The sequence below is a fragment of the Qipengyuania sp. JC766 genome, from assembly GCF_040717445.1.
Taxonomy (GTDB): Bacteria; Pseudomonadota; Alphaproteobacteria; order Sphingomonadales; family Sphingomonadaceae; genus JC766.
This window is the reverse complement of record NZ_JBFEFL010000001.1, coordinates 2,291,485-2,317,564: the sequence shown is the minus strand read 5'-3', so window position 1 is coordinate 2,317,564 and position 26,080 is coordinate 2,291,485. Positions and strand designations below refer to the sequence as shown.

Annotated in this window: 21 protein-coding genes and 1 tRNA gene; 11 read left to right on the top strand and 11 right to left on the bottom strand. The window is 66.2% G+C overall.

The annotated features are described in order from the left end of the window. The first annotated feature begins 16 nt into the window (after positions 1-16). Both AB1K63_RS11120 and AB1K63_RS11115 read left to right on the top strand, forming a co-directional pair. Positions 17-4,750, top strand: a complete 4,734-nt coding sequence (locus AB1K63_RS11120) for an NAD-glutamate dehydrogenase domain-containing protein (RefSeq protein ID WP_366960214.1) — start codon at positions 17-19, stop codon at positions 4,748-4,750. Position 4,751: 1 nt separating this feature from the next. Next, entirely contained in the window at positions 4,752-5,981 is a 1,230-nt protein-coding gene (locus AB1K63_RS11115; protein ID WP_366960213.1) for an FAD-dependent oxidoreductase, read from the top strand. Here AB1K63_RS11115 and queG read toward each other — a convergent pair. Beyond that, positions 5,965-7,023, bottom strand: coding sequence for a tRNA epoxyqueuosine(34) reductase QueG (gene queG, locus AB1K63_RS11110; protein WP_366960707.1), 1,059 nt, complete (start codon positions 7,021-7,023; stop codon positions 5,965-5,967). The genes AB1K63_RS11115 and queG overlap by 17 nt on opposite strands. A 66-nt stretch (positions 7,024-7,089) precedes the next feature. Here queG and AB1K63_RS11105 point away from each other — a divergent pair, with 66 nt between their 5' ends. The 4 genes from AB1K63_RS11105 to msrB all read left to right on the top strand — a co-directional run bounded on the left by AB1K63_RS11105 (position 7,090) and on the right by msrB (position 11,335). Beyond that, positions 7,090-8,100, top strand: a complete 1,011-nt coding sequence (locus tag AB1K63_RS11105) for an ATP-binding cassette domain-containing protein (RefSeq protein ID WP_366960212.1) — start codon at positions 7,090-7,092, stop codon at positions 8,098-8,100. Further along, positions 8,097-9,335 (top strand): ABC transporter permease, encoded by a 1,239-nt coding sequence (locus tag AB1K63_RS11100; protein ID WP_366960211.1) that lies wholly within the window; start codon positions 8,097-8,099, stop codon positions 9,333-9,335. The genes AB1K63_RS11105 and AB1K63_RS11100 overlap by 4 nt, the downstream gene beginning before the upstream one ends. A 78-nt stretch (positions 9,336-9,413) precedes the next feature. After that, positions 9,414-10,763 (top strand): cytochrome P450, encoded by a 1,350-nt coding sequence (locus AB1K63_RS11095; RefSeq protein WP_366960210.1) that lies wholly within the window; start codon positions 9,414-9,416, stop codon positions 10,761-10,763. 80 nt (positions 10,764-10,843) lie between these two features. Next, positions 10,844-11,335, top strand: coding sequence for a peptide-methionine (R)-S-oxide reductase MsrB (gene msrB / locus AB1K63_RS11090; RefSeq protein WP_366960209.1), 492 nt, complete (start codon positions 10,844-10,846; stop codon positions 11,333-11,335). On the opposite strand, the gene AB1K63_RS11085 is transcribed toward msrB, so the two are convergent. The 7 genes from AB1K63_RS11085 to AB1K63_RS11055 all read right to left on the bottom strand — a co-directional run bounded on the left by AB1K63_RS11085 (position 11,322) and on the right by AB1K63_RS11055 (position 16,830). After that, the gene (locus AB1K63_RS11085; protein WP_366960208.1) at positions 11,322-13,106 is read right to left on the bottom strand and encodes a hypothetical protein; all 1,785 of its coding nucleotides are present in this window, start codon (positions 13,104-13,106) and stop codon (positions 11,322-11,324) included. The two genes, msrB and AB1K63_RS11085, sit on opposite strands and share 14 nt — an antisense overlap. After that, complete coding sequence (locus AB1K63_RS11080; protein WP_366960207.1) at positions 13,093-13,503, bottom strand: GtrA family protein; 411 nt, start codon at positions 13,501-13,503, stop codon at positions 13,093-13,095. Before AB1K63_RS11080 ends, AB1K63_RS11085 begins: the two co-directional genes overlap by 14 nt. Positions 13,504-13,523: 20 nt before the next feature. Beyond that, positions 13,524-15,125 (bottom strand): NAD(P)/FAD-dependent oxidoreductase, encoded by a 1,602-nt coding sequence (locus AB1K63_RS11075; protein ID WP_366960206.1) that lies wholly within the window; start codon positions 15,123-15,125, stop codon positions 13,524-13,526. A 56-nt stretch (positions 15,126-15,181) separates the two neighbouring features. Then, on the bottom strand, positions 15,182-15,853 hold the full coding sequence (locus AB1K63_RS11070) for a PilZ domain-containing protein (protein WP_366960205.1): 672 nt from the start codon (positions 15,851-15,853) through the stop codon (positions 15,182-15,184). Positions 15,854-15,987: 134 nt separating this feature from the next. Further along, positions 15,988-16,072 (bottom strand) — tRNA-Leu (locus tag AB1K63_RS11065). Positions 16,073-16,110: 38 nt separating this feature from the next. Further along, on the bottom strand, positions 16,111-16,392 hold the full coding sequence (locus tag AB1K63_RS11060) for an integration host factor subunit beta (protein ID WP_366960204.1): 282 nt from the start codon (positions 16,390-16,392) through the stop codon (positions 16,111-16,113). Between the two features lie 102 nt (positions 16,393-16,494). Further along, on the bottom strand, positions 16,495-16,830 hold the full coding sequence (locus tag AB1K63_RS11055) for a GntR family transcriptional regulator (RefSeq protein ID WP_366960203.1): 336 nt from the start codon (positions 16,828-16,830) through the stop codon (positions 16,495-16,497). 195 nt (positions 16,831-17,025) lie between these two features. Here AB1K63_RS11055 and AB1K63_RS11050 point away from each other — a divergent pair, with 195 nt between their 5' ends. The 5 genes from AB1K63_RS11050 to AB1K63_RS11030 all read left to right on the top strand — a co-directional run bounded on the left by AB1K63_RS11050 (position 17,026) and on the right by AB1K63_RS11030 (position 22,757). After that, positions 17,026-18,648, top strand: coding sequence for a peptide MFS transporter (locus tag AB1K63_RS11050; protein WP_366960202.1), 1,623 nt, complete (start codon positions 17,026-17,028; stop codon positions 18,646-18,648). A gap of 38 nt (positions 18,649-18,686) precedes the next feature. Next, positions 18,687-20,057 carry an amidohydrolase gene (locus tag AB1K63_RS11045; protein WP_366960201.1) on the top strand — a complete coding sequence of 457 codons (1,371 nt, stop codon included), beginning with the start codon at positions 18,687-18,689 and terminating at the stop codon, positions 20,055-20,057. Continuing rightward, positions 20,054-21,439, top strand: a complete 1,386-nt coding sequence (locus AB1K63_RS11040) for an amidohydrolase family protein (RefSeq protein WP_366960200.1) — start codon at positions 20,054-20,056, stop codon at positions 21,437-21,439. Before AB1K63_RS11045 ends, AB1K63_RS11040 begins: the two co-directional genes overlap by 4 nt. Before the next feature lie 19 nt (positions 21,440-21,458). Then, positions 21,459-21,983, top strand: a complete 525-nt coding sequence (locus tag AB1K63_RS11035; protein WP_366960199.1) for an FKBP-type peptidyl-prolyl cis-trans isomerase — start codon at positions 21,459-21,461, stop codon at positions 21,981-21,983. A gap of 102 nt (positions 21,984-22,085) precedes the next feature. Further along, positions 22,086-22,757: an NnrU family protein gene (locus AB1K63_RS11030; protein WP_366960198.1), complete on the top strand. Its 672-nt coding sequence runs from the start codon at positions 22,086-22,088 to the stop codon at positions 22,755-22,757. 3 nt (positions 22,758-22,760) lie between these two features. On the opposite strand, the gene AB1K63_RS11025 is transcribed toward AB1K63_RS11030, so the two are convergent. The 3 genes from AB1K63_RS11025 to AB1K63_RS11015 all read right to left on the bottom strand — a co-directional run bounded on the left by AB1K63_RS11025 (position 22,761) and on the right by AB1K63_RS11015 (position 26,060). Next, positions 22,761-23,558, bottom strand: a complete 798-nt coding sequence (locus AB1K63_RS11025) for a crotonase/enoyl-CoA hydratase family protein (RefSeq protein ID WP_366960197.1) — start codon at positions 23,556-23,558, stop codon at positions 22,761-22,763. 43 nt (positions 23,559-23,601) lie between these two features. Further along, a complete protein-coding gene (gene dxs / locus AB1K63_RS11020) occupies positions 23,602-25,524 on the bottom strand; it encodes a 1-deoxy-D-xylulose-5-phosphate synthase (protein WP_366960196.1) in 1,923 nt (640 codons plus the stop codon). A gap of 71 nt (positions 25,525-25,595) precedes the next feature. Beyond that, the gene (locus tag AB1K63_RS11015) at positions 25,596-26,060 is read right to left on the bottom strand and encodes a transcriptional repressor (RefSeq protein ID WP_366960195.1); all 465 of its coding nucleotides are present in this window, start codon (positions 26,058-26,060) and stop codon (positions 25,596-25,598) included. Between the last annotated feature and the right edge of the window lie 20 nt (positions 26,061-26,080).

Sequence of the window (26,080 nt, the reverse complement as noted above, 5' to 3'; positions counted from 1 at the left end):
TGCCCGGAGCGCATGCATGGCGGCCAAATCCGCGACCCCGAAGCCCACCGAAGCCCCGAAACCGTCGAAGGGTGCGATCCGCATCCTGGCCGAACAGATCGCGCAGTCGCGCCTTCCCGGCGATACGCCTTTCGCCGAACACACGGCGCGCGATGTCGCGACCTTCATGCTGGAAACCGCCGCACGACGCGACGAGAAACGCTCCGCCATCGCGCTTGAGTCCGCAAGCGAGGACCGGCGCTTCATGCGGATCGCGGTCGTCAACGACGACATGCCGTTCCTGGTCGATTCGGTTGCCGGAACCATCGCCGCCCACGGCCTGACGATCGACTGCATGGTCCACCCGATCATCGCGGTGGAGCGGGACGCGGACGGCAACATGACCGCCATCGGCAAGGACGCGACCGGCGAAGCCTCGCAGCGCGAATCGATGATCTACATGGAGACCGCCCGGGTCGATGCCAGGCGGCGGCGCGCGCTGGAAGCGGCCTTGCGCGAAACGTTGGGCGACGTGCGTGCGGCCGTGTCCGACTGGCAGAAGATGCGCGAAGCGATGGCGCGCGATGCCGAACGGATCGAGGACGAGGAAGGCGCCGAACTGCTCTGCTGGCTGCAGGACGGCATGCTGACGCAACTGGGCCATGTCACCCGCTCGCGCGACGGCACGCAGACCGAGCGGCTGGGTATCTGCCGCAAGAGCGCGCAGTCGATCCTCGCCGATGCCTCTTTCGAACGGGCGGTCGCCTGGTTCGACAACCCGGACAATCCGCGCCGGACGCTTCCGCTGATCATCAAGGCCAATCTGGCATCGCGCGTGCACCGCCGCGTGCCGCTGGACCTCTTCATCGTGCCGGTTCTCGAGGACGGAAAAGTCGCGGCGCTTTCCATGCATGCCGGCGTCTGGACCAGCGCGGCTCTCGCACAGGCCCCGAGCAAGGTGCCGATGCTGAGGCGCGACCTGGCGGCGCTGATGGAAAGTTTCGACTTCGATCCCAACGGCCATGCGGGCAAGGCGCTGGTGCATGCGCTGACCGCGCTACCGCACGATCTGGTCATCGGCTTCGCGGAACGCGACATCGCCCGGGTGGCGACCACCATGATGAGCCTGGTCGACCGTCCGCGGCCGCGCCTGTCGCTGGTTGAGGCGCCGCTGGCCCGCCACCTGTTCGCCTTCGTCTGGCTTCCGCGCGACCTGCTTTCGACGGCCACGCGGCTCAACATCCAGGCTATGCTGGAGGAAGTGACCGGCGCCGAACTCCTCGACTGGAGCCTGACGGTCGAAGGCGGCAACCTCGCGACTCTGCGTTTCGTGCTGGACCTGCGTGGCATGGACAGCCTGGAGCCGGGGACGGAAGACCTCGCCGAGGAACGCCTGCAGACCATGCTGCGCGGCTGGTCCGAAGCGGTCGAGCAGGAACTGGCGAAACTGGAAGAACCGGGCCGCGCCGCGGCGATCGCCTCGCGATATGCCGATGCCTTCCCTGCCGGCTACCGGACCGAATACGGCGCAGTCGAAGCCGCCCGCGACATCCGGCGAATGCGTCACCTGATGGCGGTCGACGCCGATCGCGAAAGCGGCGAGGTCGAACCGCGCGACGCGCGTCTCTATCGGCTGCAGACCGACCCGGAAAACGAGCTTCGCCTGAAAATCTACGAAAGCGAGGGCTCGCTCCCGCTTTCCGACGCGGTCCCCGCGCTCGAGAATTTCGGCTTCCGCGTGCTGGAGGAGATTCCCAGCGCCATCGACAACGGGAAGCTGGGCACGATCCACGATTTCCGCCTCCAGCTTCCCGAAGGCGACCAGAGCGAGGCAATCCTCGAACGCGACACGGCCATCGAAGAAGCCATCGCGTCGGTGCTCAACCGCCAGTCCGAGGACGATCCGTTCAACCGGCTGGTGCTGGGAACCGCACTCAGCGCCCGCCAGGCCGACTGGCTGCGCGCCTATTACCGGTACCTGCGCCAGACCGGCATGGGCTTCACGATCTACACCGTGGTCGACGCGCTCAGCCGTGCGCCGGACGTCACCAATGCGCTCGTCGACCTGTTCACGGCGCGGCACGATCCCGATTTCGACGGTGATCGCGATACCGCGGCGCGCAAGGCGAACGACGCGATCAAGGCCGGCCTCGCCAATGTCGCTGCGATCAACGACGACCGGCTCCTGCGCCTGTACCACTCGCTGACCGAGGCGATCCTGCGGACCAACGCCTTCGCCCCGGCGGGGCAGGAAGCGCTGGCATTCAAGATACGGTCCGAAGACGTGCCGGGCCTGCCCAAACCCGTGCCATGGCGCGAGATTTTCGTCTATTCGCGCCGCGTGGAAGGCATCCACCTGCGGGCCGGGCCCGTGGCGCGCGGCGGGCTGCGCTGGTCCGACCGGAGGGACGACTTCCGCACCGAGATCCTCGGCCTGATTAAGGCGCAACGGGTCAAGAACGCGGTGATCGTGCCCACGGGCGCGAAGGGTGGCTTCTATCCCAAGCAGCTGCCCGACCCGGTCCGTGATCGCGACGCCTGGGCGGCCGAAGGCCAGGCGAGCTACGAAGTCTTCATCCGCAGCCTGCTGTCGGTCACCGACGACATTGCCGAAGGCAAGGTCATGCATCCCGAGCGCGTGGTCCGTCGCGACGGCGACGATCCGTATTTCGTGGTGGCTGCGGACAAGGGCACCGCCCGCTTCTCCGACGTCGCCAATGCTATCGCGATCGAGCAGGACTTCTGGCTGGGCGATGCCTTCGCGAGCGGCGGATCGAACGGCTACGACCACAAGGCCATGGGCATTACCGCCCGCGGCGCTTGGGTCTCCGTCCAGCGTCACTTCCTGGAAATGGGCGTCGACGTGCAGAAGGATCCGGTCAGCGTGGCCGGCTGCGGCGACATGTCGGGCGACGTGTTCGGCAACGGCATGCTGCTGTCGAAATCCATCCTGCTGAAGGCGGCGTTCGACCACCGGCACATCTTCCTGGACCCCGATCCGGATCCTAAGGCATCGTTCAAGGAGCGGCAGCGGCTGTTCGCTCTCCCACGGTCCAGCTGGGACGATTACGACAAGGATCTGATTTCCAAGGGCGGCGGTGTCTTCCCCCGGTCGATGAAGCGCATTCCGATCAAGCCGGCAGTTCGGAAGATGCTCGGGATCGAGGATCGCGAACTCGAACCCGATGCCCTGATCTCCGCGATCCTGGCGGCGCCCGTCGACCTTCTCTGGTTCGGCGGCATCGGCACCTACATCAAGGCCGAGCGCGAGAACAACGCGCAAGTGGGCGACCCGGCCAACGATGCCCTGCGAATCGATGCCGAACAGGTCCGCGCCAAGGTCGTGGGTGAAGGCGCCAATCTTGGCGTGACCCAGGCCGGGCGGATCGAGTTCGCGATCAACGGCGGTCGGATCAACACCGACTTCATCGACAATTCCGCCGGCGTCGATTGCTCCGACCATGAGGTCAACATCAAGATCGCCCTGCAGGACGCGCGTGCGAAGGGCCGTATTTCGGAAAGCCGGCGCAATGCGTTGCTCGAGGAGATGACCGAGGAAGTCGCGCAGCTGGTGCTGGAGAACAACCGGCTGCAGGCCCTCGCGCTGTCGATCGCCGAACTCGGCGGTTCGGAAGCCACCGATTCCGTCGCGCGCCTGATCGAGACGCTGGAGGACCGCGGTTCGCTCGACCGGCGTACCGAAGGGCTTGCGGACAGCGATGCGCTGTCGCGCCGGGCCAGCGAGGGGATCGGGATGACCCGCCCCGAGCTCGCCGTGCTGCTCACGTCGACCAAGCTCGTGCTGCAGGACGCGATCGAACGCAGCAAGCTCGCCACCGACGACACGCTCGAGCCCCTGCTGCTCGAGTACTTCCCCGAACCGATGCGCGACAAGTTCCGCAAGGAAATCGACGAACATCGCCTGCGCGGGGAAATTGTCGCCACGGTCATCGCCAATCGCATCGTCAACCGGCTCGGCATCGTACATCCGTTCGAACTGGCCGAGGAAGAAGGCGTGGGCCTCGCCGACATCGCGGCGGCATTCGTCTGCGCGAACGACCTGTTCGGCATGGAAGCGATCTGGGCCGAGGTCGACAGCACATCGATGCCCGAGAACGCCCGCCTGCTGCTGTTCGCGCATCTGGCTTCGGCCATGCGCAGCCACATGGCGGACCTGCTGCGCGTCGGCGCGACCCTGCGCCCGCCGGCCGAGGCGGTCGGGAACCTGAGCAAGGGCGTGGGCGAACTGTCGGAAGGAACCGCAGGCTTCCTCGCGGAAGAAACCAGCCGCCAGTCGAAGAAGCTGCTCAACAGCTTCGTCGATGCCGGCGCGCCTGCGGACCTCGCTCGCAAGGCAGTCCATCTGTACGACATGGACGGGGCCGTCGGGCTCGCCCGGCTTGCCAATGAAGTCGAGATGTCCGTGCGCCCGCTGACCGAGGCGTTCACCGATCTCGGGCGTCGGCTCGGCCTCGACTGGGCACAGGGCACGGCTGCGCTGATGAACCCTTCGGACGTCTGGGAACGCCTGCTGGTTGCAGGGCTCGCCCGCGACTTCCAGCAGATGCGGCTCGACTTCCTGCGGCGGCTGTCCCGTCGCAAGGGCGCGAAGGACGATCTGCTGGCCGCGGTCGAGAAATGGGCAGAAGACCATGCCGATCCGATCCGCCAGTTCCGTGCGATGATTGGCCGCGCACAGGCGAACAGCCCGGTGGCGCCCGCCGTGCTGGCACAGGTCGCCAGCCAGGCTCGCAACCTCATGGGACGGTGATTTGGAAGACCGGTCGGATGTCCTGATCGTCGGCACGGGCCATGGCGGCACCAGCGCCGCCATCGCCCTGCGGCAGAACGGGTTCGAGGGATCGATCGCCATGATCGGCCGCGAGACCGAACTGCCGTACGAACGCCCGCCGCTCTCCAAGGAATACCTGGCGGGCGACAAACCGTTTGACCGGATCGCCATTCGTCCCGCTGCCTTCTGGCCGGAAAAAGGGATCGCTATCCGGTCCGGTGTCGCGGTAGTCGGGGTCGATCCGCAGGCGCGCTCGGTGCGGCTGTCGGACGATACCGAACACGGATACGGGACCCTGATCTGGGCGACGGGCGGTGATGCGCGCCGCTTGTCCTGTCCCGGCTCCGATCTTCCCGGCATCCACACCATTCGCAACCGCGCCGACGTGGACCTCCTGCGCGCCGAGCTCGATGCCGGGGCCCGCCGTGCCGTCGTCGTCGGCGGGGGCTATATCGGGCTGGAAGCGGCCGCGGTGCTGCGGAAGTTCGATCGTGACGTCACGCTCGTCGAAGCGCAGCCGCGCGTCCTCGCACGCGTGGCGGGCGAGGAATTGTCCGCCTTCTACCAGGCCGAACACGCGCGGCAGGGCGTGGACCTGCGCCTTTCGGCTTCGGTCGAGGCAATCGTGGAACGGGACGGCCGGGTCGCGGGCGTCACGCTGTCCGACGGGGAGACGATCGACGCCGACATCGTGATCGCGGGTATCGGCATCATCCCGTCGGTCGGACCGCTCATCGCCGCCGGCGCGGCAGGCGCGGACGGGGTCGATATCGACGAATTGTGCCGCACCAGCATTGAGGATGTCTACGCGATCGGCGATTGCGCCGCCCATGCGAATGTGTGGGCCGACGGTGCCGTACTGCGGGTCGAATCGGTCCAGAACGCGCACGACATGGCGATGACGGTCGCGCGCGCCATTTGCGGCGATCCGCAGCCCTATCGCGCGTTTCCCTGGTTCTGGTCGAACCAGTACGATCTCAAGCTGCAGACCGCCGGCATTTCGGCAGGCTATGACGCGACCGTGCTGCGTGGCAGTCCGGAGGACCGTAAATTCTCCGTGATCTATCTCAGGGGCGGCAAGGTCATCGCTTTCGACTGCGTCAACGATACGCGCAGTTACGTGCAGGGTCGCAAGCTGATCGAGGCCGGGTCGGTCGTCGAGCCGGCGACGCTCGCCGACCCGGAAGTCGCGCTCAAGTCGCTGCTGTAGCTTCGACCCCGGCCAGTTCGGCCCGGGCCCAGCGCGCCGCTTCCGCCACGGTATCGTCCGGATCCCCCGACAGCGCCTCGACCTGGTCGAGGAGGCTCTCATCCCCGCTATTGCCCGCCGCTATGAGGCAATTGCGCACGAACCGGTCCCTGCCGATCCGCTTGATCGGCGATCCGGAGAAAAGCTGCCTGAAACCTGCATCGTCCAGTTGCAGGAGGTCCGCCAGCGGGGGCGCGGTCAGTTCAGCGCGCGGCAGGAAGGCGCGATGGCGGGCCGCCGTATCGGCGAACTTGTTCCACGGGCAGACGGCCAGGCAATCGTCGCATCCGTAAATGCGGTTACCCATCGCCTTGCGAAATTCGTGCGGGATCGGCCCGTGATGCTCGATCGTGAGATAGGAAATACACCGCCGCGCATCGAGCACGTAGGGCTGCGGGAAGGCATCGGTCGGGCAGGCATCCTGGCACGCCCGGCAGCTGCCGCAATTGTCCGCGTGCGGGCCGTCCGGCCGCAGCTCCAGCGTCGTATAGATAGCGCCCAGAAACAGCCAGCTGCCGTGTTCCCGACTGACGAGATTGGTGTGCTTTCCCTGCCAGCCGATCCCCGCCGCTTCGCCGAGCGGCTTTTCCATGACGGGCGCGGTATCGACAAACACCTTCAGTTCGCTGTCCGGTTCTTGCTCCACCAGCCATCGCGCCAGCGCTTTCAGCGCCTTCTTCACGGTCACGTGATAGTCGCGGCCCTGCGCATAGACCGAGATCCTGCCGATGTCGGGATGGTCGCCGAGCGCCATCGGATCGCCCGACGGGGCGTAGCTCATGCCGAGAGCGATGACCGATCCTGCCTCGGGCCACAGAGAACGGACGCCCTGCCGCTGGCCGGCCCGTTCCGCCATCCATTCCATGCTGCCGTGATAGCCTTCGCCCAGCCATCGATGGAGCCGTTCGGCCCGTAGTGGATCGTCCTCCGCCGGGGCGATGCCGATCGCGGCGAAGCCGAGTTCCGTCGCCTTTGCGCGCAGCCTATCCTCGATACCGGGCATTGCCGAGGCGTTTACCACGATTGGGGTTGCTCCCGTTCAGGGGGCATGGCTAGGGCGGGATCAACCATGGCGTTAGGCGAAGCTTCTTCCTTGCACGAACCGGGCACCGATTCAGGACACGGCCCCCGCTATGCCATCGAAGCGCGGGGCCTTGTCAAACGCTTCGAAGGCACGACCGCGGTCGACGGGGTGGACATCGCGATTCCCGAAGGCTCGATTTACGGCATCCTTGGCCCCAATGGCGCGGGCAAGACCACCACGCTTCGCATGCTGCTGGGGATCATCGATCCGGACGAGGGCGAACGGCGCCTTCTCGGGCACGACAATCCCCACCATGTCGCGAAGCTCGTCGGCTATTTGCCGGAAGAACGCGGCCTCTACCCGAACATGAAAGCCTACGAGGCGATCGGTTTCATGGGCGCGCTGCGCGGACTGCCGCTGGAAGAAGGCAAGGCACGCGGGCGGCAATTGCTGGAAGAGAACAATCTCGGCCACGCGGTCGAGAAGAAGATCCGTCAGCTTTCCAAGGGCATGGCCCAACAGGTGCAACTGCTCGGCACGCTGGTGCACGAACCGAAGCTGGTCGTGCTGGACGAACCTTTTTCAGGGCTGGACGCAATCAACCAGGGGCGGCTGGAAGGCGTCATCCGGCAGCTGGCCGACAACGGTACCACGGTGATCTTCTCCACCCACGTCATCCAGCACGCGGAACGGCTGTGCGAAGGCGTGGCGATCATTGCCGGCGGCAAGGTCCCCTATGCGGGATCGGTCGACGAGGCGCGCGATCGCATCCCCGCACAGGTGCGGCTCGAAACGCGGGCCGGCGACGGCCGCTGGCGCGCCGCGCTGCCCGAAGATGCCCGCCGCGATACCAAGAAGGGCGGCGGCAATTTCTGGTACTTCTCGCTGCCCGAATGCGGGATCGAACCCCTGTTGAGGGCTCTCATCGAAGGGGAGGCTGGCATCCTATCGCTTTCCATCGAGCGGGCCGGGCTGCATGACGCGTTCGTGGAAATCGCCGGCGAGGCGGCCGCGCGCGCGCTCGAGGCAGATCCGCAGGAGGTGGTAACGCGATGAAATCCGGTTCCCGCCTCACGACCTTGCAGGCCGCTTGGGTCATCGCCCGCCGCGACTTCACGGCGATCCTGTTCAGCAAGGCGTTCCTGTTCTTCCTGATCGGCCCGCTGTTCTTCCTCGGCATCAGCGGCGGCGCCGGCGTGCTCGGCGCGAATGCAGCGCGCAGTGCCGCGGAGCCCACGCTCGCGCTCGACCTCCCCGATGCGGACCGGATGGCTTTTCGCGAGGCACATGGCGAACTGTCCGAATTCACCGCCATGCCGCAGCTGGCATCGCTGAACACGGACGGGGCGGCCGACGCGGCGCAATTGCTCGAGGACGGCGAGGACAATGTGGACGCCGTGCTCGCGGGAAGCCTCGCCGAACCGCGGCTGGTCGGTCCCCAAGACCGGATCGAGGAATGGCGCGGGCAGGTCGGACTGGCAATCGCGCGGGCGCGCGGGGACACGGGTGCGCTCACACCGCCCGCGATCGAACTGGCGCCAACGGCCAGCAGCATCGCGAGCGAACGCAGTTCGCGCACCGGCATCGCCACGGCCAGCCTCATGCTTCTCTTCCTGCTCACCATGCTGCTCGCCGGGATGGTCCTGTCCAATCTGGTCGAGGAAAAAGGCAACAAGATCATCGAGATCCTTGCCGCCGCGATCCCGATGGACGCGGTGTTCCTCGGCAAGCTCGTCGCAATGCTGGGCATCAGCCTGGTCGGCATATCGGTCTGGGGCAGCGTTGCCGGCGCGATCCTGCTGCTCGGCGGGGACGCGATCCCGGACATCACCCCGCCCGCAATCGGCTGGCCTCTCTTCGCGCCGCTGTTCCTGCTCTACTTCGCGATGGCCTATCTGCTGATCGGCTCCGTCTTCCTGGCCGTCGGATCGCTCGCCCCGACGGTGCGCGAAGTGCAGACGATTTCCATGCCGGCCACCTTCCTGCAGCTGCTGGTCTTCTTCCTCGCCACCTATGCGATGACCGACCAGGGTTCGCCGGTCGAGACCTTCGCGGTCCTCTTCCCGCTCAGTTCGCCCTTCGCGATGCTGGCGCGCGGCGCGCAGGACGCGACGCTCTGGATCCACCCGGTGATGCTCGCCTGGCAGGCGCTGTGGGTGATCGTGTTCGTCAAGTTCGGCGCGAACCTGTTCCGCAAGCGCGTGATGAAATCGGGCCCGCGCGGTGCGAAGACGCGCAAGGGCGGCCTGTTCGCCAGGCGCCGCAAGGATGGGTCGCAGATCGCAACCTAATCTTGACTCTCCGCCCGGTTCCGTCAGGATGCCGGACTGACGACCGCGCGGGAAAAGGCGCGGCGCACGGAGAGAGAGATGGCGACGCAGCTTTCGCAGAAACCCCCGGCCCCGAAAATGGCGGGCGGTGCGCAGTGGCGCACTTCGCCCAGCGCCTATCGCGCCCTGCAGGAGCATTTCGAGCAGCATCCCGAAGACCGGCTGGACCACCCGTGCGAATGGGATACGAGCCGGTCGGACATCTATGCCGAGAACCGGTGGCAGCCGATCTTCGCGGACCTGCGCGCCAAGGGCCCGCTGCATTACGTCCCTGAGAGCCCCTTCGGCCCGTACTGGAGCGTGGTGCAGCACAAGGCGATCCAGCACGTCGAATCGCTGCCGGAACTGTTCTCCTCCAGCTGGGAACATGGCGGCATCACGATCCTCGACCGGCGGCAGGACATTCCGGAGGAAGAGCGGCTGGAACTGCCGATGTTCATCGCGATGGACCGGCCCAAGCACACCGGCCAGCGCCGCACCGTCGCCCCCGCTTTCACCCCGGCCGAGATGAAGCGGATGGACGACGACATCCGCCGCCGCACCGGCGAACTGCTGGACAGCCTGCCGCGCGGCGAGACCTTCGACTGGGTGGACCGGGTGTCCATCGAACTGACGACCGGCATGCTCGCGCTGCTGTTCGATTTCCCGTGGGAGGACCGGCACCTGCTGACCTTCTGGTCGGACTGGTCGGGCGATACCGAACTGGCGACGGTGCGCGAACTGGACGCGATGCGCCGCGGCATCCTGCACGAGATGGCAGGCTATTTCATGCAGCTGTGGGGCCAGCGCGCGCAGGCCGATGCCGCGCCCGACCTGATCTCCATGATGATCCACAGCCCGGCGATGAATCAGATGGATCCGCAGGAATTCATGGGCAATCTGGTGCTGCTGATCGTGGGCGGCAACGACACCACGCGCAACACGATGAGCGGCATCGTCCATGCCTTCGATCGCTTCCCGGACCAGCGCAAGCTGTTCGAGGAAAACCCCGACCTGATCCCGAACGCGGTGCAGGAATGCATCCGTTTTCAGACCCCGCTCAAGCATATGCGCCGCACCTGCACCGAGGATACCGAACTGTTCGGGCAGCAGGTGAAGCAGGGCGACAAGATGGTCCTGTGGTACAATTCCGCCAATCGCGACGGGCAGGTGTTCGAGAATGCGGACCGGCTGGACATCACGCGCGAGAATGCGCGGCGCCACCTCGCCTTCGGCTACGGCATCCATCGCTGCGTCGGCGCGCGGCTGGCGGAACTGCAACTGCGCATCCTGCTGGAAGAAATGCACGCCCGCCGGATGCGAGTGCATGTCGCGGGCGACGTTGAACGGGTGAAAGCCAATTTCGTCGAGGGTTTCCGCAAGCTGGAAGTCGAGGTCACCGGCTTCTGACCGGTAACAAATGGCGCTCCCAAGCGTATATTCAGGTGCGGACCGCTAAGGTCCGGCCAGGAAATCGAAGGGAACGGACCATGACAATCGAACCAGACCGCCGCAGCGCACTCGCCTGGCTGGCTGCCGGGGTATCCGTCCCAATCCTCGCCTCCTGCGGCGGATCGCCAGCGGAAGCGAAGTCCTTCCCCGTCAAGCGGAGCGAGGCGCAATGGCGCAAGAAGCTGACCTCGGCGGAATATCGCGTCCTGCGCGAAGAAGCGACCGAACGCCCCTATTCCTCGCCGCTGGACAAGGAAAAGCGCAAGGGAACCTTCACCTGCGCCGGATGCGGCAACCGGCTCTACAGTTCCTCCACCAAGTATGACAGCGGCACCGGCTGGCCCAGTTTCTGGCGGCCCCTGCCGGGTGCGATCGGCACGAAGCGCGATCTGAAGATCGGCTATCCGCGCACCGAAGTGCACTGTGCCGATTGCGGCGGACATCTGGGCCACGTCTTCAACGACGGGCCGCAGCCGACCGGCAAGCGTTACTGCATGAACGGCGTCGCGATGGATTTCATCGCGGCCTGACCCGGTAGAGGCGGAATTCGTCCGCTCCGGGCATCGCGATCGGCTCCAGCCATTCGGGCTCGCGACCGGCGATGATCTGCGCCGCCAGCCCGTCCGGACGGGCCGCGGCATAAAGCCGCGCTTCGGCGAGATCGGAACAGAGCGCCAGATACCGCGCACCCCGCTGGCGGACGATAGGCTCCGCATCGGCGGGCTTCGCAATGAAGGCCGCGATCACGTCCCGCATCGCATCTTCCGCGCGGTGATGGCTGGTGGCGACGACCGAATGGTCGCTTTCGAGCAGGATCGCAGGGCCGATGTCCAAGGGCGCGAATACCGTGCCCGCAGGCAGGCGGTCCATGTTACGCGCCCGCGCCAGCGGGTCGCAGGACGCTTCGCGAACCGGTGCGGACGCCCTTGCCTGTCCGACCGAGGCGATGGAGGAAACGGCGGCGATAAGGCCGCCCGGGACGAGCATGGCGGCAAGCGCCACGGCCACGGCTGCCTTGCCCGGAACTCCGTCCGCCTGCCGCAGGCGGACCAGCATCCGCGACAGCAGCCAGCCGAGCGGCACCGCCGCCAGCACCGCCACGAAGGCGAACGACCGGGCGACGAAGATCGCCTGCAGCAGTATCAGCGCGTACAGCAGGGCATATTCGGTCCACCAGCGCCGTACCCAATCGGAGGACCGGCCGACCAGCAGTGCGATGGCGAACAATCCGGCGAGCGCATGGACGATCTTCGGCGCGATGTCTGCGAAGGGCTGCTCCCATACGGGGCGGCCTTCCGCGATGTTGAGATACCAGAAATCGCGCACCAGCGGGTCGAGCGCGCCGAACGGCGTGCGCAGGCATTGCGGCGCGGACAGGCCGAAAAAGCCGAGCGCCACCACTCCGACTGCGCCCAGCAGGACGAACGCGCCCAGGCGCTGCAGTCCGGGGATCGCCGCGACCACTCCGGTGCCGAGCGCGGCGGTGAGGAAGAAGCCGAGGTGAGCCGGCGACAGGGCGTCGCAATAGGGCGCAAGATCGCCCACCCCGCGCGTTGCGAGGAACAGCGCGCCCAGCCCCAGGGCCAGAGCCTGCAGATAGACCACGAGCCACCAGCGGGCTGCGCGCTCGCGCCACCAGCGCACGAACAGGACGAGAGCGAAAGCGGCGGCAACGGGCAGTAGCTCAATGGAAATCGCCAGCCCGAACGCCATGGCGAGGCCTGCGCCGACCCCGCCGCGCACATGGCTGCGCCAGGATATCGCCCAGACGGCGAAGGCCACGGCGGCAATTTGCCAGCCATGGTGATCGATCCGGAGCGGCTGGATCTGGAAGACGAGCGCGGTCAGCAGGCCGGTGACGAGGCAGCTGAGGACGGCCACCTGCATGTCGAACAGTCGCCATGCGAGCCGTCCGATACAGGCGAGCGTCGCGCCGAAGGTCAGCAGCGGGACGAGCACCAGTGCGGCGGTCTCTGCCTGCGGGTGCGCAAGGAACAGGTCGAAAAAGGCGATCGCCAGCGCCACGGGGACGTCGACGAGGCGCGACCAATGCATCGGCGTGCCGTCGGGGCCCGCGATCCGGTACTGCGTCACGTCGAACCAGCCCTGTCCCGCCATCAGGTCGCGAACCTGCACGAGTCGCAGCGCGTCGTCGGGATCTGGCAAGCGCCCCGCCATGATATTCGGCAGCGCGACGAGGCACAGCAGCAGGCTGAGACCGAGCCAGGCGATCGCTATCGCCCGGTTGGGATGTTCGCCGCTGCGCAACCGGCGGTCGGCGCCGCGTTCATATGCGCGCACGGAAAACCACCTTGCTTCGCAGAACCCATGTCGCGGTGAAGCTCACCCCGATCGCGAACAGCTTGGCCGGGCGCGGATCGAGCGAAGCCGCATCCGCCGCCCCCACGATCAGCGTGGTGATGGCCAGGCCGAGCAGTGCGGATGCGACGAACAGCGCCTTCTGCCGCGTGCGGTCGCGTGCCGTGATGGCGACCCGGTCCTGGAACACGGTCCGGCTGGACAGCAGCCAGTGCGCCAGGATCCCGGCGCAATAGCCGACGGCCGATGCCAGCGCGGCCAGCAACCCAGCCTGAAGCAGCAGCAGGAACAGGCCGACATCCACGGCCAGCGCGCCGACGCTGGCCATCAGGTAGCGGACCAGCCGGATATCGGCCGCACGCCAGAACAGGCGCGTCATGACTGCGTTCCGCCCATCGGTCAGGCTGCCTTGCGATCCTTGTCGGACTTGGCACCGGACTTGGTATCGGCCAGCCGTTCCGGCACCGGCATCAGCGAACCCAGAGCCGCGGCCTGGTCGGGAGTGATCGCCTCGCGCGCGGGCAGGGTCTTTTCGGCCCCTTCCGCCCCGGCCTCGTGATATTCGGCATCCTCGTTGACGCACCACGTGTCGTAGATGCGCTCGCCCGTCAGGATGTTCTCGACCGTCAGCATGGCGGTCATCATGGCATGGTCCTGGTTGTTGTAGCGGTGCATGCCGTTGCGCCCGACGAGGTGCAGCGTGGGATGCTGCTCCTCCAGCTCGGTGCGCATCGCGTGCACATTGGCCGCGTAATCCTCGTCGTAGACGGGATAGGCCTTTTCTTGCCGCACGACCGCGCCGCCGCGCACCTTCGCGGGATCGACCAGGCCGAGCGTTTCCATCTCGGCCGTCGCGAGCGCGATGAGATCGTCGTCGGCCATCGACCACAACCCGTCGCCTTCGAAGCAGAAATATTCCAGCCCCACGCAGGCCATGTCCTCGTCCGGCACCATGTGTGGGGACCAGCTGCGGAAGTTCTGCACCCGGCCGACCTTCACCTTGCTGTCGTGGATGTAGATCCAGTTGTCGGGGAACAGGTCCTCGCCTTCCACCATCAGCGCGACGGTCAGGAAGTCCCGATATTTGAGCTCGTTCGCCTGGAAGGTCGATTGCGGCAGCGGATGCATCCGCTTCGCCAGTTCACGCATCGGCGCGGAGCTGATGGCATGGCGCGCGCGGATCGTGACCAGACCTGACGCGCCCTTGGCCGTCATGCGCCAGCCGCCGCGCCCGTCGCTCGCCAGCTGGTCGAGCGAATGGCCCATGATCACCTGGCTGCCCGCTGCCACGATCTTGTCGCGCGCGGCGTCCCACATCATGCCCGGGCCGAGCCGGGGATAGCGGAAAGTTTCGAGGAGGGTCTTTACCGCCTGCCCGTCGTTGGGCTTGCGGTTGAGGCCGAGCGAACGCTTCAGCCCGTCGGTCACCGCGCCCCAGAGCGACAGGCCCTTGATGCGCTGCGCCGCCCAGTCCGCGCTCATCTCGTCGCAGGGCATGCCCCACACCTTCTCGGTGTAGGTCTTGAAGAAGATCGAATAGAGTTTCTGGCCGAACTGGTTGGTGGTCCAGTCCTCGAAGCTCTTCACGTCGCGGATCGGGAAGGCCCGGGACCACAGGTAGCTCGCCATGCAGGCGGTCGATCGCAGCAGGCCGAGGTTGGACAGCGCCTCGAATGCGCGCAGAGGATAGCTGTAGAACTTGCCTTCGTAATAGATGCGGCTCATTCGCGGGCGCTGGATGAAGTCGTCTTCGCCCAGGATCTCGTTCCACAGGTCGACGACTTGGCTGCTCTTGGAAAAGAAGCGGTGGCCGCCGATGTCGAAACGATAGCCTTCGTGTTCCACCGTGCGGCTGATGCCGCCGACATAGGTTTCGTCCCGCTCGATGATCGCGACCGACTTGCCCTGCTTCGTCAGCAGGTAGCCGGCCGTAAGGCCCGCGGGTCCCGCTCCGATGATGGCTACGTCTACGTCGAGAGCCTGCGCGCCCGGTGTGCTCATTTCCAGCCCCCTCTGGTGGTGTGAGCCGGATGTGAAAGAAAATGGTTAGGAGGTGGTTAAGATGCCCTCTCGCGCATCGCATCGGGATAATCCGCCCGCGGCGCGAGCAGGAACGGGCAATCGCTCTGCAGGCGGAAGATGGTCTGCGCCAGCACGTCGAGCGGGAAGGTGTTCGCGAAGACGAAGCCGTAACGGTTGCCCTTGCGCCAGCGCACATGCGCGTCGATCGGCGGCAGGCCGCGTGCCTCCAAGCGGACCGCCCGCCCTATCGCGAGGAAGGCCGGGCATCGCACCATCGCCCCTTCGCGCGACAGGTTGCCCATCCGCCCGCGCAGCGACCGGCGCGGCGTGGTCAGCACCACCGGCAGCGGGAGCGAGAAACGCAGGTCGCGCCGCGGAAACAGGCTCAGTGTGCCGAGCGCGCTCTGTACGTCGACCGGATCGCGGAACTTGACGCCCGCCGTATCGTCCGAGGTCCAGACGAGGTCGACCGCGACCCTGAGGCCGCATTCGAACTCCAGCGAGAGATCCTTCTCGGACGGCAGCGCGTGCAGCAGTCTCAAACTCGCGCCACTCGCGGAGATATCGCGCAGGATGCACAGATATTCGGCCTTGTGGGAAATCAGCTTCGCCGGGCGGTACAGCGTGGTCACACGCGGCGCGCCCCGATCGTCGACGACGACCTTAGACGCTGCTTCGGGCCTGGGCCCGCTCTGTTCGATTTGCATAGGCAGTTCCTTGCGAAAATCCGCCCTCCCTGGAGCCGTAATACGCAAGGCGACCTACGCGAACCCTCACGCGCCCCTACGTAAAAGGACGTGGTTGCGCTCCCACCGCGCAGATGCATTTATCTTGGAAAGACTGGTGCGGGTGGCGGGACTCGAACCCGCACGTCCGAAGGACAAGGGATTTTAAGTCCCTGGCGTCTACCATTCCGCCACACCCGCATCGAACCGGCGCCCCCGGCGCGGCGAAAATCGCCCCGTCAGGCCGGATTGAGCAGCTCGCGCATTTCCTTGCCGGGCTTGAAATAGGGCACCGACTTGGCGGGCACCTCGACGGGTTCGCCCGTCCGCGGATTGCGCGCGGTGCGCGCATCGCGCTGGCGCGTGGAAAATGCGCCGAAGCCGCGTAATTCGACCCGGCCCCCTTCGGCCAGCCGCGCGGTGATTTCCTCGAAGAAGATATCGACCAAATGTTCGATCTCTTCGGCCCGCAGTTCCGGATTGTCGTCTGCAAGCGCCTGCAGCAGTTCCGATCGTATCATTTCACCTCTCCCGTCCGATTAGAGAGTGACCCTCCGCCATCCCCTGCCAGAGCCGTCCCGATAGCGCAATATCGCTCCGCGAGGGCGGGCACGCACGATACGTCAGGAGGATTCCAGCAGGTCTTCGGGCGCGATGCCCAGCCGGTCCAGCCGCGCGCGGATCTCGGGCCATTCGCGCTGGATGAAATCGGCCCGTTCCGCCTGCCGCAGCCGTTCCGCCGCGCCGCGCACCACGAACATGCCGATGCCCCGCTGCACCCGCACAAGCCCATCCGCCTGGAACTGCTGGTACGCCTTGGCGACGGTCAGCGGGTTCGCTCCCTGCTCGGCGGCAAAGGCGCGGACGGAGGGCAGCATGTCCCCTTCCGCATACCGCCCTTCCAGGATCGCGGCCGCGATCCTGTCGCGCAGTTTCAGATAGACGGGACGGTTGCTCATGGGTTTCTCCGGTGCCTCACTGGCATAATACACCAGAGCGGGTCAAGTTCCTGTCATGCGCCTGGCGCGGGGGAAAACGTGCCAACCATTCGAAGTTTCGAATGAAACTACGGCTTCACAGAACTGAAACAGGCGTTAGGGTGCGCGCTTTGAGGAACTGGTCGAAACATTCGACAGATACGACGGGGACACTGCATGAAGGACATGGCTCTTTGGAATCAGGGGGACTGGATCGCAGCGATCGCCTCGGTCGTGTTGGCCATATTCCTGATTGCCGGTGCACTCGCAGTCACGCGCAAGACACCGGAAGTCGCCGGGCACCCCAAGGGTCTCTACATTCTCTTTTTCGCCGAAATGTGGGAGCGCTTTTCCTACTACGGCATGCGCGCCCTGCTGATTTTCTACCTCACACAGCACTGGCTCTATAACGACAGCGCTTCGAACATCATCTACGGTGCCTATGTCAGCCTCGTCTATATCACGCCCGTTCTGGGCGGATGGCTGGCCGACCGTTATCTCGGGCAGCGCAAGGCCGTACTTTTCGGAGCGATCTTGCTGACCTTCGGTCACTTCTTCATGGCATTCGAAGGCACCGGCGGTCAGAACGATCCCACCATCAACATCTTCTGGCTTGCGCTCGCTTTCATCATCGTCGGCTCAGGCTTCCTCAAGGCCAACATTTCCGTGATCGTCGGCCAGCTTTATCCGCGGACCGACGTCCGTCGCGATGGCGCCTACACGATCTTCTATATGGGAATTAACGTAGGCGCGGCGGTTGGAACCATCATTGCCGGCTACCTCGGCATTACCCTTGGCTGGGCGTATGGATTCGGTGCAGCGGGTATCGGTATGCTGCTCGGCCTGATCGTCTTCGTGATCGGTAAACCACTGCTTCTGGGTCAGGGTGAACCGCCGAGACCGCTTTCCAAGTCCACCGAATTGGTGATGTATGGCGTGGGCATCCTGGGTGTTGCGATCATGTGGCTGCTGATCCAGTTCCAGTCCGTCGTCGGTGGCTTGATGCTGCTGTCCGGCATCGCACTGCTGGCATACGTTCTTTTCGAAGCGTTCAAGCTCGACAAGGAACCGCGCGAGCGGATGTTCGCGATCCTGTTCCTGATCGCGCTTCAGCCGCTTTTCTGGGGTCTGTTCGAACAGGCGGGCGGCTCGTTGAACCTGTTCACAGATCGCTACATCGATCTTGGCGGCGTCCCGGCTCCAATCTTCCAGTCAATCAACCCGATATACATCATCCTGCTGGCCCCCGTTTTCGCAGCTCTGTGGACATGGCTGGGCAGGCGCGGCTGGGAGCCTTCCACGCCCGCCAAGTTCGGCCTCGGTCTCGTTCAGCTGGGCTTCGGATTCCTCGTTCTCGTCTGGGGTGCCGAGACGGTTGGGGTCGATGCCAAGATACCGGTCATCTTCCTGTTCGGCATTTACCTGTTCCACACGACGGGTGAGCTGTGTCTTTCCCCGGTGGGCCTCTCGGCCATGAACCGACTGGCGCCCAAGCATCTGGCAAGCCTGATTATGGGTGCATGGTTCTTTGCGACTGCCGGCGGCAACTACGTGGCAGGCATGATCGGCGCCGCTACCGGCGGAGAAGACGGCGAAATGACCCGCCAGGGCACGCTCGATGTCTATTGGCAAATCGGGCTTGTCGCGATGGGTGTCGGACTGGTCGTCATGCTGATCGCGCGTTTCGTGAAACGGTGGATGCATCTCGAGACGCTGGCCGACGATGACCTCGAGGGCCAAGCCGAAGGCCCGGGCGAGCCGCAGGGCGCGGGTGTTCACCCGGCCACTCGCCAGCCCTGATATCGACCAAGGGGGGAATACCAATGCGATTGAGAGCGATGACGGGCCGCGTGTTCATGGGGGCGGCGGTCATCGCCCTCTCCGCGTGCAGCACGACCGGGGGCAATGAAAGCGCCGCGTCGACCGGTTCGGCCGCCGACACGGGCGACGTGCCCTATGCCTCCACCTACGAGCCGTATCCGGGCGTGCCGACCGCGCTGGTCGGCGCGACCGTCTATGACGGCGCGGGCGGGCGGATCGACAACGGCACGGTCCTGTTCCGCGACGGCGAGATCGTGGCGGTCGGCGGGGCGGACCTTTCGACCGACGGCTATCAGCGGATCGACGGGGCCGGCAAGTTCGTGACGCCGGGCGTCATCGATATCCACTCGCACCTGGGCGATTATCCCAGCCCCAGCGTGGACGCGCATTCCGACGGCAACGAGGCGACCAGCCCGATGACGCCCGAAGTGTGGGCCGAACATTCGGTCTGGCCGCAGGACCCCGGCTTCAGCCGCGCGCTCGCCAATGGCGGCGTGACCAGCCTGCAGATCCTGCCCGGCTCCGCCAACCTGACCGGCGGCCGCTCCGTCACGCTCAAGAACGTCGCATCGCGCACCGTGCAGGGCATGAAGTTCCCCGGCGCGCCCTACGGCATGAAAATGGCCTGCGGCGAGAATCCCAAGCGCGTCTATGGCGGGCGCGGGCGCGCGCCTTCCACCCGGATGGGCAATTTCGCGGTCAACCGGCAGATGTGGCTGGATGCCAAGGCCTATGCCGATGGCGACCGGTCCAAGCGCAATCTCGCCAACGAAACGCTGGCCGGCGTTCTCGACGGAGAAATCCTGATCCACAACCACTGCTACCGCGCCGACGAAATGGCGCTCGTCATGGATATGGCGAAGGAGATGGGCTACAAGGTCACTGCCTTCCACCACGCGGTCGAAAGCTACAAGATCGGCGATCTGTTGCGCGAAAACGACGTGTGCAGCGCCGTCTGGGCCGACTGGTACGGCTTCAAGATGGAAAGCTATGACGGCATTCCCGAAAACGGCGCGCTGCTCCAACAGGCGGGCGCCTGCGTCATCATCCACTCGGACGACCAGGACGGCATCCAGCGCCTGAACCAGGAAGCCGCCAAGGCGCAGGCCGCCGGCGCGCGCATCGGCATCGCCATCCCGGACGAGGTCGTGATCGGCTGGATCACGCTGAACGCGGCCAAGGCCATGGGCATCGACGAAATGACCGGCAGCCTGCAATCGGGCAAGATGGCCGACGTGGTGCTGTGGAACGGCGACCCGCTCAGCGTCTATTCGCGGCCCGAAAAGGTCTGGATCGACGGTGCCCTGATGTACGACGCGATGGACGCGAAGCGCCGCCCGGTAAGCGATTTCGAGCTCGGCCAGCCCGGTGAAGGAGACGTCAAATGATCCGCTCCGCCCTTCTCGCCGCAACTGCCCTGCTCGCGCTCGGCACGCCTGCCGCGGCGCAGGATTTCGACATCACCGGCGCGACGGTCGCCACCGGCGACGGCAGCGACCCCATCGAAGGCGGCACGGTGTCCGTCCGCGGTGGCCGCGTCGTCTATGCCGGGCCTGCTTCGGGCGCGCCCGCGGCCAGCGGCACCGCCGTGGACGGCACCGGCAAGTGGGTCACGCCCGGCCTGTTCGCCGCCGTCACCTCGCTCGGCCTCGCCGATGTGGATGCGGTCGACGAATCGAACGACACCGCCGCGCGCGGATCGCCCTTCAGCGCCGCGCTGGACGTGGCGCCCGCGCTCAACCCTTCCTCGCAGCACGTGCTGGTCAGCCGCGCGGGCGGCGTGACGCGCGCGTCTGTCACCGGCTATCCGTCCAGCTCGATCTTTGCGGGGCAGGGCGCGATCGTGGACCTGGGCGACGATCCGATGATGGTCGTGCGGCCGCGCGCGTTCCAGATGGTGGCGCTCGGCGAAGCGGGCGCGCGGCTTGGCGGGGGCAGCCGCACCGGCGCGCACACGCTGCTGCGCAACGCCTTGCGCGAAGCGGGCCAGTATGGCGACGATTCGCAGCTGGTCGGCCGCGCGGTGCAGCCCGAACGCGACCGCAGCGGTGACGACCTGCCGATCGACACGCGCCTGCTCGACAACGAGACGGAGCGCGCCAGCGACACGCTGCTGACCCGCTTCGATGCCGCCGCGCTGGTCCCCGTGGTCCGCGGGCAGCAGCCGCTCTACGTGCTGGTGGAACGCGCCGCGGACATCCGTCAGGTGCTTTCCCTCCCGCGCGAATTTCCCAACCTGCGGCTCGTGCTGGTCGGCGCGAGCGAAGGCTGGATGGTCGCGGACCGGATCGCGCAGGCGGGCATACCCGTGATCGCGCGGGCCCTGAACGACCTGCCCGTCAGCTTCGAACAACTGGCCGCCACGCAGTCGAACGTGGGGCGCATGGCCCGCGCGGGCGTACAGGTGGCGATCGGCGGGCTCGACGGCGGAACAGACGGGCAGCCGCGCACGGCTACGCAATATGCCGGCAACCTCGTCGCGCTGAGCCGGGTGCCCGGGGCGGACGGGCTGAGCTGGGGCCAGGCCTTTGCCGCGATCAGCTCGGTCCCGGCGGCCATTGCCGGGTTCGAAGGACGCCTGGGCGTGCTGGCCAATGGCGCGGCGGGCGACGTGGTGATGTGGGACGGCGATCCGCTGGAACTCGACAGCGCACCGGAACGCGTCTTCATCGACGGCGTCGAACAGCCACTGCAGAACCACCAGACCCGGCTGCGCGACCGCTATCGCGACCTGGACGAAAGCGATCTGCCCAAGGCCTATGACTGGTAGGATCTCCTGTCGCCGGGCCGTGACAGTACCATTGGGTCTCGCCATGGGCCTCGCCGCGCTGGCGATGCCCGCTGCCGCACAGGATGTCGCCGCGCCGCCGCCGGCCGAACCGGTCGTACCGACGATCGGTTGGCAGGCGGCGCAGTGGGCGGCGCTGGAGGACCGGGCGCGGTCGGGCGACTGGCAGTTCCTGTCCGGCGGCCTCCTGTGGCGGCGCATCGCGGGCGACGGCACCGGGCCGAAGCCAGCCGTGACCGACCGGGTGACCGTGCACTACGCCGGGACCTTCGTGGACGGCACCGGTTTCGACAGCTCCTACGAACGCAGCGAGCCTGCGACCTTCCCTCTGCGCAGCCTCATTCCGGCCTGGCAACTTGCGATCCCGCAGGCCGGCGTGGGTGACACGATCGAGATCGCCGCGCCCGCCAGCATGGCCTATGGCTGGCAGGGCCGAGGTCCCATTCCGGGCGGTGCGACGCTGCTGTTCAAGGTGGAACTGCTCGCGATCGTCGATCCGCAGGCGGCGGCGCCGAGCGGAAATTGAGACTTCGGCCGGTTTCGCCTGTACGAAGCCGGCAATGCAGCGCTTTATTCGCACCCTGCTGACACGGTTCGGCAGGGCGCACACGGCACGGGGAGGCACCGTATGGACCAGACTCTCGTCTCGTTGATCGCGGCCAGCACGGCCTTTGTCGGCAGCCATTTCGCCATGTCGCATCCCTTCCGGGCCGGCATGGTCCGGGCGCTCGGAGAGGCAGGCTTCATGGCCGTCTACTCGCTCGTGAGCGCCGCCGCGATGGTCTGGATGTACCTCGCTTTCGTGGCCTTAAGCCCCGGAATTCCGCTATGGGGCGGCTATTCCGATGGCGTTTGGATCCTCGCAAGCGCGATCACGCTCGTCGCCATGGTCCTCTTCGCAGGCTCGCTCGTCGGCAACCCCGCGCTACCCGCTCCCCGGGCAGAGAAAGCGGCCACGAAAGCGCCTTCCGGCGTCTTCCGCGTCACCCGCCACCCGATGATGTGGGGCTTCGCGCTCTGGGCCCTCGCCCACCTTGCCGCCGCGCCGACCCCCCGCACCATCGTCGTCGCACTGGCGATAGGCATCCTCGCGCTCGTCGGCGCGAAGCTCCAGGACCGCAAGAAGGAAGCTCTGATGGGCGAAGCCTGGGTGCAGTGGGAAGCGAACACGAGCTACTGGCCGAAAATGCAGCGGATTTTCGCGGTGGGACCGCTCTCGTGGATGGCAGGGGCGGCTATCTGGCTGCTGGCCACCTGGCTGCACAGCATGGATGCCGGCCCCTGGCGCTGGATCGGCTGAGGCCTAGTCGCCGGTAAAGCGCGGCTCCCGCTTTTCGATCAATGCCGCGACGCCTTCCGCGTGATCGGCGGTGTGGTGCATCATCGCCTGCGTGTTCGCCGCCAGCTCGAGCGCGCCGTCATAGCTCATGTCGTGCCCTTGCCGCAGCAGCATCTTCGTCTGCCGCAGCGCGTGCGGCGGAAGCGCCGCGATCCTGCAAGCGAGTACGTTCGCCTGGGCCAGCAGATCGTCCTGCGGCACGACGCGGCTGACGAGTCCCCAGTCACGGGCGGTCGCCGCATCGATCACGTCACCGGTGAAGAACATCTCCGCCGCACGGCTCATCCCGATCGCGCGCGGCAGGATCCAGGCCCCGCCGTCGCCGGGTATGATGCCAAGCTTGAGGAAGGTAACGCCGAACTTCGCCTTCTCGCCCGCGATCCGGATGTCGGCGAGGCAGGCGACATCGCAGCCTAGCCCGATCGCCGGACCGTTGACCGCCGCGATCACGGGCACGCGCAAGCCGTAGAGCGCTCGCAATATGCGGTGGATGTTGTCGCGATAGCCGTCCGAAATGGCAGGCGGCGTGCCGCCGAACGTCCCGGTCCTGTCCCGCATCGCCTTGACGTCGCCGCCCGCGCTGAAGGCCTTGCCCGCTCCGGTCAGTATGACGCAGCGTGTCTCGAGATCGCGATTGATGGTATCGCAGGCCGCGGCGAACTCTTCCCCGTCCCCCGGTATGCCGAGGGGGTTCATGGTCTCCGCCCGGTCGATGGTCAGCGTGGTGACCGGACCGTCACGTTCAGTGCGTAGAAGAGCCATTTGCCTTGCCTCGCGCGCTTTCCCCTGCGGCCGACCGGACCGATCAGGCCCGCGCTTCCTCCACACCGGCGCTGTTGTGGCGAAGTGCGGTCAGGACCGCATCGACAATATGCGGCGCGTTGAGACCGGCCTCGTCATACTGCTTTTCGGGCTTGTCCTGGTCCTGGAAAATGTCGGGTAGGCGAAGCGTACGAATCTTCAGCCCGTTATCGGTCAGGCCGCTGTCGCTGGCAAAGGTCAGGACATGCGCGCCCAGCCCGCCGACGGCGCCTTCCTCGACCGTGACGACCACTTCGTGGCTGCGCATCAGGGTCTCGATCAGGTCGGTGTCGAGAGGCTTGGCGAAGCGCATGTCGGCCACCGTGGTGGACAGGCCCTTCGCGTCGAGCTGGTCGGCAGCCTTCTTCGCTTCCTCGAGCCGCGCGCCGAGCGACAAGATGGCCACCTTGCTGCCTTCGCGCACGATTCGACCGCGGCCGATCTCCAGCTTCTCCGGCGTTTCCGGTATGGCAACGCCGGTGCCGGCGCCGCGCGGGTAACGGAAAGCGATGGGACCCTCGTCATGCTCGGCAGCGGTGTAGGTCATGTGGACCAGTTCCGCTTCGTCCGCCGGTGCCATCACCACGAAATTGGGCAGCGTGGCGAGATAGGTCACGTCGAAGCTGCCCGCATGGGTCGCGCCGTCGGCGCCGACCAGCCCTGCGCGGTCGATCGCGAAGCGGACCGGCAGGTTCTGGATCGCAACGTCGTGCACCACCTGGTCATAGGCGCGCTGCAGGAAGGTCGAATAGATCGCGGCGAACGGACGCATGCCCTGCGCGGCAAGGCCGGCAGCGAAGGTCACCCCGTGCTGTTCCGCGATCCCGACATCGAACGCACGCTCCGGGTGCGCCTTGGCAAAGCGGTCCACGCCCGTGCCGCCCGGCATGGCGGCCGTGATCGCACAGATCCGGTCGTCGGTTTCCGCCAGTTTGGTCAGCGTGTCGCCGAACACGTCCTGATAGTTGGGCGGGCCGGCCGCCGACTTGGCCTTTTCCCCGGTCACCACGTCGAACTTGGGCACCCCGTGATACTTGTCGGCGCTCTTTTCCGCCGGCTCGTACCCCTTGCCCTTGGTGGTCACCACATGGATCAGCACCGGTCCCTGCTCGCTGTCCCGCACGTTTTCCAGCACCGGGATGAGGTGTTCCAGATTGTGCCCGTCGATCGGGCCCACGTAATAGAAGCCGAGCTCCTCGAACAACGTCCCGCCCGTCACCATGCCGCGCGTGTATTCCTCGGCCTTGTCGAGCGCCTTGTGCACCCTGCGCGAAAGCTTGGCGGTCATGCGCGAAGCTAGGCTGCGAAGGCCGAGATATTCGCTGCTGGAGACGGTCCGGGCCAGATAGGCCGACAGGCCGCCCACCGGCGGCGCGATCGACATGTCGTTGTCATTCAGGATCACGATCAGGCGATTGCCCGCCGCTTCGGCATTGTTCATCGCCTCGTAGGCCATTCCCGCACTCATCGCGCCGTCGCCGATGACGGCGATCGCACGGCCGGGCTTGCCCTGCAGCTTGTTGGCCATGGCGAAGCCGATCCCGGCGGAAATCGACGTGGAGGAATGCGCCGCACCGAACGGATCGTATTCGCTCTCGCTGCGCTTGGTGAAGCCGGACAGTCCGCCGCCCTGGCGCAGGGTGCGAATCCGGTCGCGCCGGCCGGTGATGATCTTGTGCGGATAGCACTGATGACCCACGTCCCAGATCAGCTTGTCGTCCGGAGTGTTGAAGACGTAATGGATCGCGGTGGTCAGCTCGACCACGCCGAGACCGGAGCCCAAGTGCCCTCCCGACGTACTGACGGCGGAGATCATCTCCTCGCGCAATTCGTCGGAAAGCTGGCGGAGTTGGTCCTTGCGCAGCTTGCGCAGGTCGGCGGGGAATTTCACCGTATCGAGCAACGGCGTTTCGGGATTTGATGTCATATGACGGGCTTACCCTGCCCGATCGCGACTGTCGATGAACGGTTTTACGCCGGTTCAGCGCGCAGCGCCTGTCAGGCGCAGTCGCTGCACAATCCGCGCACCTCGATGATCGGGCGACGGGTGCGGAAGTTCCGGTCGTTCGCCACCGATCGCACGCTTTGCGCCACGGCATCGTTGTCCGCATGGGTTGCCTCGCCGCATTCGTCGCAGACGAGGAAGATGCAGTCGTGCTCGCAGCCGGGATGCGTGTTGGCGAGATACGCGTTGGCGCTTTCCACCCGCAAGGCGAGGTTGTTCGCCACGAAGACGTCCAGGATGCGGTAGATGCTGTTGGGCGCGACCCGGCGCCCGCGCGTTTTCGAGAGATTGTCCGCAATATCGTAGGCGGAAGCCGGCTTCTCGAACCGGGCCAGCTCCTCGAACAGCGCCTGCCGCATGGCGGTCCACTGCTCGCCAGCCTCTGTCAACGTGCGGCGGGCTTCGGCGACGAGTTCCTCGCCGCTATGTTCGCTGTGATCGTGCGCGTGGTCGGTCATGACGCGAATATAGCGAGCCT